At 72.0% G+C, this 12,012-nt stretch carries 12 protein-coding genes and 1 pseudogene; 7 read left to right on the forward strand and 6 right to left on the reverse strand.

Annotated elements, in window-relative coordinates; translation table 11 throughout:
- Nucleotides 1–41: 41 nt before the first annotated feature.
- Entirely contained in the window at nt 42–590 is a 549-nt protein-coding gene (locus tag HYE82_RS26865) for an acyl-CoA thioesterase (RefSeq protein ID WP_179176746.1), read from the reverse strand.
- Between the two features lie 106 nt (nt 591–696).
- Between HYE82_RS26865 and HYE82_RS26870 the strand changes: the two genes are divergently transcribed.
- Nucleotides 697–2,043 carry an LCP family protein gene (locus HYE82_RS26870; protein WP_179176747.1) on the forward strand — a complete coding sequence of 449 codons (1,347 nt, stop codon included), beginning with the start codon at nt 697–699 and terminating at the stop codon, nt 2,041–2,043.
- Between the two features lie 88 nt (nt 2,044–2,131).
- Here HYE82_RS26870 and HYE82_RS26875 read toward each other — a convergent pair whose 3' ends face one another.
- Complete coding sequence (locus tag HYE82_RS26875) at nt 2,132–3,211, reverse strand: NDP-sugar synthase (RefSeq protein ID WP_179176748.1); 1,080 nt, start codon at nt 3,209–3,211, stop codon at nt 2,132–2,134.
- Nucleotides 3,212–3,550: 339 nt separating this feature from the next.
- Here HYE82_RS26875 and HYE82_RS26880 point away from each other — a divergent pair, with 339 nt between their 5' ends.
- The 5 genes and pseudogenes from HYE82_RS26880 to HYE82_RS38470 form a co-directional block, all read left to right on the forward strand.
- Nucleotides 3,551–3,799, forward strand: coding sequence for a hypothetical protein (locus tag HYE82_RS26880; RefSeq protein WP_179176749.1), 249 nt, complete (start codon nt 3,551–3,553; stop codon nt 3,797–3,799).
- Complete coding sequence (locus tag HYE82_RS26885; protein WP_179176750.1) at nt 3,765–4,286, forward strand: DUF6879 family protein; 522 nt, start codon at nt 3,765–3,767, stop codon at nt 4,284–4,286. Before HYE82_RS26880 ends, HYE82_RS26885 begins: the two co-directional genes overlap by 35 nt.
- Before the next feature lie 27 nt (nt 4,287–4,313).
- Nucleotides 4,314–5,162: a helix-turn-helix transcriptional regulator gene (locus HYE82_RS26890; protein WP_179176751.1), complete on the forward strand. Its 849-nt coding sequence runs from the start codon at nt 4,314–4,316 to the stop codon at nt 5,160–5,162.
- Between the two features lie 296 nt (nt 5,163–5,458).
- Complete coding sequence (locus tag HYE82_RS26895; protein ID WP_218783102.1) at nt 5,459–5,677, forward strand: hypothetical protein; 219 nt, start codon at nt 5,459–5,461, stop codon at nt 5,675–5,677.
- A gap of 51 nt (nt 5,678–5,728) precedes the next feature.
- Nucleotides 5,729–5,902 (forward strand): annotated as a pseudogene (locus HYE82_RS38470) (protein-L-isoaspartate(D-aspartate) O-methyltransferase); the annotation flags it as partial.
- A gap of 157 nt (nt 5,903–6,059) precedes the next feature.
- Here HYE82_RS38470 and HYE82_RS26900 read toward each other — a convergent pair.
- Nucleotides 6,060–7,217, reverse strand: a complete 1,158-nt coding sequence (locus HYE82_RS26900; protein ID WP_179176752.1) for an acyl-CoA dehydrogenase — start codon at nt 7,215–7,217, stop codon at nt 6,060–6,062.
- Between the two features lie 225 nt (nt 7,218–7,442).
- Between HYE82_RS26900 and HYE82_RS26905 the strand changes: the two genes are divergently transcribed.
- Complete coding sequence (locus HYE82_RS26905) at nt 7,443–8,786, forward strand: UDP-glucose/GDP-mannose dehydrogenase family protein (RefSeq protein WP_179176753.1); 1,344 nt, start codon at nt 7,443–7,445, stop codon at nt 8,784–8,786.
- Between the two features lie 102 nt (nt 8,787–8,888).
- Here the strand turns inward: HYE82_RS26905 and HYE82_RS26910 are convergent, their stop codons facing one another.
- From HYE82_RS26910 to purE, 3 genes are all read right to left on the reverse strand, one after another.
- Nucleotides 8,889–9,983, reverse strand: a complete 1,095-nt coding sequence (locus tag HYE82_RS26910; protein ID WP_179176754.1) for a membrane dipeptidase — start codon at nt 9,981–9,983, stop codon at nt 8,889–8,891.
- A gap of 330 nt (nt 9,984–10,313) precedes the next feature.
- Entirely contained in the window at nt 10,314–11,510 is a 1,197-nt protein-coding gene (locus tag HYE82_RS26915; protein WP_179176755.1) for a dipeptidase, read from the reverse strand.
- Entirely contained in the window at nt 11,507–12,004 is a 498-nt protein-coding gene (gene purE / locus HYE82_RS26920; protein WP_179176757.1) for a 5-(carboxyamino)imidazole ribonucleotide mutase, read from the reverse strand. Before purE ends, HYE82_RS26915 begins: the two co-directional genes overlap by 4 nt.
- Nucleotides 12,005–12,012 lie beyond the last annotated feature (8 nt).

Here is a 12,012-nt window from a genome sequence, read left to right on the forward strand (position 1 = left end):
GGCGGGCGGCGGGCGCTCCAGCCGGCCGGCCGGTCGGCGCGTCAGTCGTCGAGGCCCTGGGCGGCCCGCTCCTCGCGCAGCGCCATGATCGCCCGGCGCCGGGCGAGCCGGTGCGTGCGGCGGATCTGGGCCTCCTGGTAGCGCCGCTTGTCCCGGTCGGTCTCCGGTTCCACGGGCGGGACGGTGCGCGGCTTGCCCTCGGCGTCCACGGCCGTGAAGACGAGGTAGGCGCTGCCGACCTGGGTGGCGGGGGTGGACTCGTTCCACCGCTCGGCCAGGACCCGTACGCCGATCTCCATCGACGACCGGCCGGTCCAGTTGACCTGCGCCTTGACGTGAACCAGGTCACCCACGCGGACCGGGGCGAGGAACGCCATCTCGTCCATCGACGCGGTCACGGCCGCGCCGCCCGAGTGGCGGCCGGCGACGGCGCCCGCCGCGTCGTCGACGAGTTTCATGATCACGCCGCCGTGCACCGTACCCAGGAGATTGGTGTCGTTGGCGGTCATGATGTGGCTGAGGGTGGTCCGCGAGGCCGAGGTGGGCTTTCCCTGCAGGTCGCCCGCCGTCACGCCCGGTATCTGTGTCATACCGCCACCTTAAGGCCGACCTGGATGCATCAGCTGTGCAACAGCACCGGCACGAAGCACGGACCGGACTGTCGCCCACCTCCCGCGACCGGGCATCCTATGCGGCATGAACGAGTGGCCGGATGGGCGCGGTGACAGCCGCGAGGACGGGTATGGGCGCGGCAGCGCGCACGCACAGCCGGAGGGCGCCCGGCGGATGCCGCATGTCCAGCGCCGCGGGCCGGGAGTGCCCCAGCAGCCCCAGCGGGCCCCGCAGCCCCCGGCCGCCCGGCCGGTCCGGCCGGGCGCGCCCGCGTACGGGGTGCCGCAGCAGCAGTCCCCCGACCAGGACCCGTACGGCTACGACAGCGGCTACAACACCGGCCAGGTCTACGGCACGCCGCAGCGCAGCCCGCAGGGTCCGGGCGGGCCCGGCGGTCCCGGTGGGCCGGGGCAGCCGCCGTCGGCCCGGCCGGGCGGAGGCGGTCCGGGTGCCGCCCCGGACTGGCGCCGGCGCATCAAGATCGGCTCGATCGTCCTGGGCACGGCCCTGCTGGTCACCACCGTCGGCACCTACTTCTGGGCCGACTCCAAGGTGCGCCGCGAGGTGGACCTCGCCAAGGTCATCGAGCGCCCGAAGGACGACGACTGCACGACGTACCTGATCGTCGGCTCCGACAGCCGCGAGGGCATGTCCGACGAGGAGAAGAAGAAGCTCCACACCGGCTCCGCCGAGGGCAAGCGCACCGACTCGATGATGATCCTGGCCGCCTGCTCCGGCGGGAACACCATGATCTCGCTGCCCCGCGACTCGGACGTGGAGATCCCGAAGTTCGTCGGCTCGGAGTCCGGCAAGACCCGGCCCTCCGCCGGCCGCACCAAGCTGAACGCCGCCTACGCGATGGACGGTCCGGAGCTGCTGGTCCGCACGGTGGAGCACAACACCGGCCTGCGCATCGACCACTACGCCGAGATCGGCTTCGCGGGCTTCGCGAACATCGTCGACGCGCTCGGCGGCGTCGACATGAACATCGAGAAGGGCTTCAAGGACGAGAAGTCCGGCGCCGACTTCAAGGCCGGCGAGCAGACCCTCAACGGCGAGCAGGCCCTGGCCTTCGTCCGTACCCGGTACGCGTTCGCCGAGTCTGACCTGGCCCGGACGAAGAACCAGCAGAAGTTCCTGGCGGCCCTGGCGAGCCAGGCGGCCACCCCGGGGACCGTCCTCAACCCGTTCAAGCTGTACCCGGTGCTGGGTGCGGGCCTGGACACGCTGATCGTGGACAAGGACATGTCCCTGTGGGACATGGGCGAGATGTTCTTCGCGATGAAGGGCATCAGCGGCGGCAACGGCACGTCGATGAACATGCCGATCGCGGGCGAGCGCGGCGGGAACCTGCTCTGGGACAAGCCGAAGGTCAAGCAGATCGTCCAGCAGATCCAGAGCGGCGAGAAGGTCACGGTCACCGGCGACTGACCGGACGCCGCGCCGGACCACGCCGACGGCCTCCGCTCCACGACTGCGGAGCGGAGGCCGTCGGCGTGGTCCGGCGCGGCGGCGGGGGTCAGCTGTCCGGGGAGAAGCGGAGCGCCTTGGGGGGAAGCTCGGCGCGGCACCAGACGCGGGCCCCGGCCCGCAGTTCGTTGTCCGCGCCGATCACCGCCCCGTCGCCGACGACCGCGGCGTCGACCACGGTGCGCGGGCCGAGGGTGGCGCCGACGCCGATCAGACTGGCGCTGACCTGCGTGTCCGGCCCGATGACGGCGTCGTCGAGGACGATGGACCCGGTCACGACCGCGCCGGCCTCGATGGTGGCCCCGGCGCCGACGACGGTTCCGCCCGAGAGCGTCGCGCCGGGCGCGACGCGGGCGCCGGGCAGCACCAGGGACTCGCCGCGCGGTCCCGGCACGGCGGGCGAGGCCACGACGCCGCGGACGAGGTCGGCGGAGGCGCGGACGAAGGACTCGGGCTTGCCGAGGTCCAGCCAGTACGTGTTCTCGGTGACGCCGTGGAGCAGGGCGCCGCCGGCGAGGAGGCCGGGGAAGGTCTCGCGCTCGACGGAGACGGGCCGGTCGGCCGGGATGGAGTCGATCACGCTGCGCCGGAAGACGTAGCAGCCGGCGTTGACCTGGTCGGTGATGATCTCCTCGGGGGTCTGCGGCTTCTCGGTGAAGGCCAGCACCCGTCCGTCGGGGTCGGTGGGGACCAGGCCGAACGCGCGCGGGTCCTCGACCTGCACCAGGTGCAGGGTGACGTCGGCGGAGGCTGCCCGGTGGGCGTCGACGAGGCCGGCGATGTCCAGGCCGGTGAGGATGTCGCCGTTGAAGACGAGGACCGGGTCGTCGGGTCCGCCGGCCAGTCGGCGGGCGGCGTTGCGGATGGCTCCGCCGGTGCCGAGGGGCTCGTCCTCGACGACGTACTCAAGGCTCACGCCGAAGTCGGAGCCGTCGCCGAAGTACGGCTCGAAGACCTCGGCGAGGTAGCAGGTGGCCATCACGATGTGCGTGACGCCGGCGGCCCGCGCCCGGGCTATCTGGTGTGCGAGGAACGGCACCCCGGCCGCCCGCACCATGGGCTTCGGGGTGTTCACCGTCACGGGGCGCAGCCGCGTCCCCTGCCCCCCGACCAGCAGGATCGCTTCCAAATTCCTTCTCCCCACCCGGTCCGGGCCTATGAAGCTCCAAAGCTAACCCATCCCCGCCCGCCGCCCGCCGCACGACCCACGAATCGCGATCCGGCCCCGCCCGAGGCCTGCCGTGCGGGCTTGTGCTGGTCGCGGGGCCGGGCGCAGGCAGAGGAACGCCCGACCGAGGGAGGTCTGCCCCAGGTTTCACCCGTGATGCCCGGGATCTCTCTCCTGGTCACGCCGCGCCTTCAGCGGTCGTGCGGTCGCCGCACGCTTGCAGGCCCTCTTGACGGCCCCGCCAGCGGCCGCGAGGGTCGTGCAACAAGTCGCAACAGGCTCGACGCGGGAGAGGTAGCAATGTCTCTAATGTTCTTCGGCAAGGACCCCGACACCGACGAGGATCACTGTCCGACCGTCTGGGTCGACGACAAAACCGCCGACCTCGTCCTCCAGGGCTGGAAGACGGACGAGGCGACCGAGGAGAAGTGCCTCATCTTCGGGCCGATCCCGGACACGGAAGCTGTGATCCGCATTCCGGCCCGGATGGTGCCGCAGATCAGGAAGGCGTGCGATGCCGCAGAACGCTCAGCAGCCGAGCTTCGCTGAGTGCCTCCAGGACACGGTCCGCTCTGCGGTCCACCTGGAGATGCGCGACGACTACGGCGACAACGAGCGGTTTGCCGCGTGGCGTGCTGGCAGCCGGATCAGCTGGGATGACCGTTCCTCATGGTGGCGGCCCTTCCACGACCAGATCGCCGGAGCAGTTGCACGCGGAGTCGCCATCCGCCGGGTGCGCATCGTCAGTGAACCGGTTTCCGAATACATTCGTTGGGAGCATTACATGACCCGGGCCAACCTCGCCGCCGGCGAGCGGGTCCGCTGGGTGCCCCGACGCCTGGCCTCGGACTTGGTGCTGCCGTGCAACGACTACTGGCTGTTCGATGACCGTCTGGCCCGGATTCACCACTTCGCCGGGAACGGTTCCCTTGTCGCGGATCAGTTCTCCTCTGAGCCAGCCGTCCTGAAGCAGTTCGCCGTGTCCTTCGAAGCCGCCTGGGAGCGCGGCATCCCCCACGAGGACTACACGGTCTGATCCACCCCAGCATCCGTCAGCCAACCCATGCCGTCATCGCCGTTCTCCAGCGCCCAGGCCGCCCGCGAATCCGTCGCCGTGCGGCTCAGGGAACTTCGCCTGGATGCCGGTCTGACGATGGAAGGGCTGGCTGATCGGTGCAATTGGAACAAGGCGAAGACCTCCCGTATCGAGGCCAGCAAAACCGCCCCCTCTGACGCAGACATCCGCGCCTGGTGTGCCGCCTGTGACGCCGACGAACGAGCGGCCGACCTGATCGCGGCCTCCCGCTCTGCCGACTCCATGTACGTCGAATGGCGCCGGATTCAGCGCACCGGCTTGCGCAGACTCCAAGAGGCCAGCGTTCCCCTCTACCAGCGAACGAAGCTGTTCCGCGTCTACTGCTCCCGGGTCATGCCCGGCCTCCTCCAGACCGAGGGATACGCTCACGCCCTGCTGACGCTGATCGCAGAGTTCCGCGAGCTCCCGAACGATGTCAGCGAGGCTGCGGCGGCACGCGTGGACCGCTCGCACATCATCCGTGACGGGCTGCACCGCGTCGTCCTGCTCGTGGAGGAAGACGTCCTGACGCACCGAATCGGGGACGATGCCGTGATGGCGGGCCAGCTCGGGTCCCTACTCACGGCCATGTCATATCCCGCTGTCTCACTGGGGATCATCCCCCGGTCCGCACCCCGGGTCATGTGGGGGCCAGAGACGTTCACGATGTTCGATGACAAGCGGGTCCACGTGGAGTTGCTGGCCGCGAAGGTCACCGTGACCACGCCGACCGAGGTGGACATCTACCTGCGCGCGTTCACACGGCTCGCGGAGATGGCCGTCTACGGCCCCCGCGCACGCTCGTTGATCAGCCGGGCGATCGACTCGCTCGGGTAATCGGCCTGCAACAACGTGCAACAAGGTGGATCCGTCGAGTCGCCGGTTTCTACGGTCGTTCCATCGGCTTCGGAAGCGACCGGGAGGGCGCGATGGCGGCTACCGCGCAGGCGGCGGAACAGTGGTGGGAATAATGACCTACGCGCCGGCGGGCAGTCGGTGCTCCGCGTGCCGGCGCGGCATCGGACCCCTTGAGCCGGTCCGCCGGGGTGGCATCGAACGGACCTCGGCCTCTCCTGAGGTGATCTACCGGCACGCCGACGAGTGCCCCGGTCGGAGCGTGGCCGCTGATCGACATGCAGACGTGGCGGGACGGCTGGGCGCGCGCCACGGAAGCCGCCGACGCCCTACGGGCCGCCCTGGCGGCGCTCGGCCTCCCCGAGGCCGCCTGGAACGGCATCCGGCCGCACGTCACGCAGACCGGCAGGCCCTACGTGGATCTCGGGACGCTGCAAGCCCACGTGGTGGAGCAGATCGCCGAGGCCGTGCGGGCGGCGACGGTTTCCGTCCGCTGAGGTGCGGGGACGGCCCGGTGCCGTTCCCGAGGGGTGCCCGCGTCACGCGTCCAGTCCGGTCCGCGCAAGCTGTGGGACGAGACGGAAGCCGCCTGCCGCTGGTGGGAACGGCAAGGCCGGCCCGGGTTCGACCGGTTCGGGCTGACCGTGACCGGCGACGGCGAGCGGGCGGCCTGGCTCGACTCTCCGAACCGTGCCGTTCCCGTGTACCGCCCTGCACATTGATCAGGACGCTGTCGTGTAAGGACCCCGGTTTTGCAGGCCCTGGGGCGCTTCCCCCAGCCCCCCGGCCGGCCCCTGAGGTCGCGCAGAAGGCCCCCGGCAACAGCCGGGGGCCTTGTCGTTCACACAGGCTGCGTTCATGCAGACTGCGAGAGCCCTGCTACGGCAGGTTCCTCGCCATCACGATCCGCTGGACCTGGTTCGTGCCTTCATAAATCTGCGTGATCTTCGCGTCGCGCATCATGCGCTCGACCGGGTAGTCACGGGTGTAGCCGTAGCCGCCGAGGAGCTGGACCGCGTCCGTGGTGACCTCCATGGCCACGTCGGAGGCGAAGCACTTGGCCGCGGCGCCGAAGAACGTGAGGTCGGAGTCGGTGCGCTCGGACTTGGCGGCGGCCGCGTAGGTCAGCTGGCGGGCGGCCTCGATCTTCATGGCCATGTCCGCGAGCATGAACTGGACGCCCTGGAAGTCGGCGATCGGCTTGCCGAACTGCTTGCGCTCCTGGACGTAGCCCTTGGCGTAGTCGAGGGCGCCCTGCGCGATGCCGAGGGCCTGGGCGGCGATGGTGATGCGGGTGTGGTCCAGGGTCTTCATGGCGGTGGCGAAGCCCGTGCCCTCCGCGCCGATCATGCGGTCGGCGGGGATGCGGACGTTGTCGAGGTAGACCTCGCGGGTCGGGGAGCCCTTGATGCCGAGCTTCTTCTCCGGGGCGCCGAAGGAGACGCCCTCGTCGCCCTTCTCGACCACGAAGGCCGAGATGCCCTTGGAGCGCTTCTCCGGGTCGGTGACGGCCATGACCGTGTAGTACTCGGAGACGCCCGCGTTGGTGATCCAGCGCTTGACGCCGTTGAGGACGTAGGAGTCGCCGTCGCGGACCGCGCGGGTCTTCATGCCGGCCGCGTCCGAGCCGGCGTCCGGCTCGGAGAGGCAGTACGAGAACATCGCGTCGCCCTTGGCGAGCGGCGTGAGGTACTTGGCCTTGAGCTCCTCGGAGCCGGAGAGGATCACCGGGAGGGAGCCGAGCTTGTTCACGGCGGGGATCAGGGAGGAGGACGCGCAGACGCGGGCCACCTCCTCGATCACGATGACGGTGGCGAGGGCGTCGGCGCCCGCACCGCCGTAGTTCTCGGGGACGTGCACGGCGTGCAGGTCGTTGGCGACGAGCGCGTCCAGGGCCTCCTGCGGGAAGCGGGCTTCCTCGTCGACCGCCGCGGCGAACGGGAGGATCTTGGCCTCGCAGAGCGAGCGGACGGACTCGCGGAGCATGTCGTGCTCCTCGGCCGGGCGGTACAGGTCGAAGTCGGCAGAACCCGCCAAGATCACTCACTCCCCAAGCTGAAGCATGCGCTCAGTCATTGCTAACTACCGTTAAGTAACCCAAATCTTAGTGTCCGGCGTCCTCGCAGCGGTACGCACGCGGCACGTGAGCTGCATGACAGCCGAGGGCACCGGCGGGCTCCACGGCGCTCCTGGGAAGCGTCCCCGCGGATCAGCCCGACTATGCTCAGTTGGCGCAATCGGCCCCGCACCTCTGGAGCACCCATGGCCCCCCTCAGGATCACAGTGATCGGCACCGGCTACCTCGGCGCCACGCACGCCGCGGCGATGGCCGAGCTGGGCTTCGAGGTGCTCGGCCTGGACGTGGTCCCGGAGAAGATCGAGATGCTGGCGGCCGGGCGGGTGCCGATGTACGAGCCCGGGCTGGAGGAGCTGCTCGCCGCGCACGTCGCGGGGCTTCCGGGGTCCACCGGGCGGCTGCGGTTCACGCAGTCGTGGGAGGAGGTCGGCGCGTTCGGCGACGTCCACTTCATCTGCGTCAACACCCCGCAGAAGCACGGGGAGTACGCCTGCGACATGAGCTACGTCGACTCCGCCGTCGAATCGCTGGCCCCGCAGCTGACCCGGGCGGCGCTCGTCGTCGGCAAGTCCACCGTGCCGGTCGGGTCGGCGGAGCGGCTCGCCGCCAGGCTGGCGGAGCTGGCCCCGGCCGGCGACGAGGTCGAGCTCGCCTGGAACCCGGAGTTCCTGCGCGAGGGCTTCGCCGTCCAGGACACCCTGCACCCGGACCGGATCGTCGTCGGCGTCCAAGGCGACCGCGGCGAGAAGCTGCTGCGCGAGGTGTACGCGACACCGATGGCGGAGGGGTCGCCGCTCGTGGTGACCGACTTCCCGACGGCCGAGCTCGTCAAGACGGCAGCCAACTCCTTCCTCGCCACGAAGATCTCCTTCATCAACGCGATGGCGGAGGTCTGCGAGGCCGCCGGCGGCGACGTCGCCAAGCTCGCCGAGGCCATCGGCCACGACGAGCGCATCGGCGCGAAGTTCCTGCGCGCCGGCATCGGCTTCGGCGGCGGCTGCCTGCCCAAGGACATCCGGGCGTTCATGGCGCGCGCCGGCGAGCTGGGCGCCGACCAGGCGCTGACCTTCCTGCGCGAGGTCGACTCCATCAACATGCGCCGCCGCGGCCACATGGTGGAGCTGGCCCGGGAGGCGGTCGGCGGGGCGTTCCTCGGCAAGCGGGTCGCCGTGCTCGGCGCCACGTTCAAGCCGGACTCCGACGACGTGCGCGACTCGCCGGCGCTGAACGTGGCCGGGCAGATCCACCTCCAGGGCGGGCAGGTCACCGTCTACGACCCCAAGGGCATGGACAACGCCCGCCGCGTCTTCCCGACCCTCGCGTACGCGGACTCGGCGGTGGAGGCGGCCCGCGGGGCGGACGTCGTCCTGCACCTCACCGAGTGGCGCGAGTTCCGCGACCTGGACCCGGTGGAGCTGGGCGCGGTCGTGTCCGACCGGCTGGTCCTCGACGGGCGCAACGCGCTGGACGGGGCCCGCTGGCGGGCGGCCGGCTGGACCTACCGCGCCATGGGCCGCCCGCGCGCCTGAGCCGGGCGCTCCGCGGGGGCCCCGACGGGTCGGCGGTCGTCTGTGGCCCGGTGGGGGCCGGTCGCGCAGGTCCCCGCGCCCCTGCGGGGCGTGGGAGCCCGCTCAGTCCGGTTTGCGGTGGAGGGCGGCTCGGGCCGTGAACTCCGCGTCGCGCAGCACCCGTTGGGCGTTGCCCCAGGTCAGCAGGGACAGGTCGGACTCCGGCCAGCCCCGGTCCAGGAGTTCCGCGACCAGCCGCGGGTAGCCGGAGGGGTCGGTCAGGCCGGCCGGGCGCGGGGTGCCGTGCTCGGTGCCGAAGGAGGCGCCGAGTCCCACGCAGCGAGGGCCGGCCACGGCGCGGAGGTGCTCCAGGTGGTCGGCGACCGCGTGCAGGGAGTCCCCGGTCTGCGCGGAGTCGAAGGTGACCATCGCGAGGCCGCCCGCCGCACGGAGCGCGAGCAGCACCTCGTCGGTGACGTTGCCCGGATGGTCGTTCAGGGCGGCCGCCGCGGTGTGGGAGACGATGACGGGGGCCTTGGAGGCGCCCGCGACCTGGCGGGCCACCACCGGCGGGCAGCCGGTCAGGTCCAGCAGCATCGCGAGCCGGTTCGTCTCCCTGACCACCTCGTGGCCGAAGGCGGTCAGGCCCTCCTGTGCCCAGGGCGCCCCGGCCGGTGCGAGCATCCGTACGCCCAGCGCGTGGAAGGCGCGCAGCGCACCGAGCGAGTCGGTGAGCGTACGGCCCGGTACGGGTCCCAGGAACGAGGCGATGCGGCCGCGGTTGCGGGCGTCGGCCATGTCGTCGGCGGTCAGCGCCAGGCAGAGGCTGTCGGGGTAGCGGCCCACGAAGGCGCGGGCGGCGTCGATCTGTTCGAGGGTCTCGGACACCACCTGGTCGGTGGCCGCGGCCTCGCTCGGCATCATCAGCGACCAGAACTGGGCGCCGACCCCGCCGGCGCGCAGCCGGGGGATGTCGGTGTCGACGCCCGGGTCGGCGGTGTCGATGTCGTGGTACGGGCTCTGCCGCAGGGTCCCGACGAGGGTGTTGTGCCCGTCGGCCACGGGGTGGACGGACAGCAGCGCGGCGGCCCGTTCGAGGGAGGCGGCGGGCACCACGGCGGGCAGGTCCTCGGCCCCGACGGAGCCGGGGCCGGCGAGGGCCGTGCCGAGCGTGTACGCGGGATTCCCGGCGTGCGGTTCGTCCTGCAGGTCGGCCATGGATTCGCTCCGGTCTCGGCGGCAGCAGGGAGGGGCTGCCACCGTGACACGCCGGGCCCACCGGTCGCCCGGCGGATGTGGCGTTCGGGTGTATGCCGCGGGTCAACCCGCAGGTGACAGCCTTGCCGCCGCTCTGCCGGGCAGGCCGCCGCCAAGGGCCCGGCGCCCGCGCCCCGGCTCGCCCGCAGCCCGGCCACCTGCGGCCCGACGCCCCCCGCCCCGCGCCCGCGGCCCGGCCGCCCGCAGCCCGACGTCCCCGGCCCGGCCGCCCGCAGCCCGGCGCCCGCGCCCGGGCTCGCCCGCGGCCCGGCCGCCCACGGCCGGCGGCGGTTACGGCGCCGGGTGGAGCACCGCGTTGGAGGGGCCCCGGGACGCCGACAGCTCCCGCGACACCGCCTCCGCGTCGCGCAGCGCCCGTACCGCGTTGGACCAGGTCAGCTTGGCCAGGTCGGCCCGGGACCAGCCGCGGTGGAGGAGTTCGGCGATGAGGTTCGGGTAGCCGGCGACGTCCTCCAGCCCGGCCGGGGTGAAGGCCGTTCCGTCGTAGTCGCCGCCGATGCCGATGTGGTCGACGCCGGCGACCTCGCGCATGTGGTCGAGGTGGTCGGCCACCGTGGCGGCGGTGGCCACCGGGCGGGGGCGCCCGGCCTCGAAGGCCCGGTGAACGGCCATCGCCCCGGGGGTGGTGTCCAGGTGGTGGAAGCCGTGCGCGCGGAGGTTCTCGTCGGCGGCGAGGGTCCACTCGACCGCCGCCGGGAGGATGAACTTCGGCACGAACGTGGCCATCGCCACCCCGCCGTTGGCGGGCAGCCGCTCCAGGACGTCGTCCGGGACGTTGCGCGGGTGGTCGCAGACGGCCCGCGCCGACGAGTGCGAGAAGATCACCGGCGCGGCGGAGGCCTCGATGGCGTCCCGCATCGTCGTCGCGGCGACGTGCGAGAGGTCGACGAGCATGCCGATGCGGTTCATCTCGCGGACGACCTCGCGGCCGAAGTCCGCCAGGCCTCCGTGGCGGGCCTCGTCGGTCGCCGAATCGGCCCAGTCGATGGTGTCGTTGTGGGTGAGGGTCATGTACCGCACGCCCAACAGGTGCAGGGCGCGCAGGGTGGCCAGCGAGTTGTTGATGGAGTGGCCGCCCTCGGCGCCCATGAGGGAGGCGATCCGGCCGTCGGCGCGGGCCGCCTCCATGTCGTCCGCCGTCAGTGCCGGGACGAGGTCGGCCGGGTAACGGTCGATCAGCTGGGTGACGGCGTCGATCTGCTCCAGGGTGGCGCTGACCGCCTGGTCGCCCGTGTAGTCCGAGCGGACGTACACCGACCAGAACTGGGCGCCCACCCCGCCGGCACGCAGCCGGGGGATGTCGGTGTGCAGGTGGCCCGACTGGTCGCGGGCGAGGTCGCGGCTCGCCAGGTCGTAGCGCACCTGCTGGCGCAGGGCCCAGGGCAGGTCGTTGTGGCCGTCGACGACGGGGTGCTCGGCGAGCAGGGCGCGGGCCTGGGCGAGCCGGTCCGCGGCCTCGGCGTTCACTTGCCGAACCCGAAGGACTCCGCGCCGGCGACCTTGGCCCGCAGCCGCTTGCCCTTCTCGGTGGCCTGGTCGTTCAGCTCCTGCTGGAATTCGCGCATCCGGCCGAGCAGCTCGGGGTCGTGGGCGGCGAGCATCCGTACGGCGAGGAGGCCGGCGTTGCGGGCACCGGCGACGGAGACGGTGGCGACGGGGACCCCGGCGGGCATCTGGACGATCGACAGCAGGGAGTCCATGCCGTCGAGGTACTTCAGCGGGACGGGCACGCCGATGACGGGCAGCGGCGTGACGGAGGCGAGCATGCCGGGCAGGTGGGCGGCGCCGCCCGCGCCGGCGATGATCGCCTTCAGGCCGCGGTCGGCGGCCCGCTCGCCGTACTCGACCATCTCGCGGGGCATGCGGTGCGCGGAGACGACGTCGACCTCGTAGGGGATCTCGAACTCGTCGAGCGCCTGGGCGGCGGCCTCCATGACGGGCCAGTCGGAGTCCGAGCCCACGAGACCGG

The sequence above is a fragment of the Streptomyces sp. BR123 genome (assembly GCF_013401435.1).
Classification (GTDB): Bacteria; Actinomycetota; Actinomycetes; order Streptomycetales; family Streptomycetaceae; genus Streptomyces.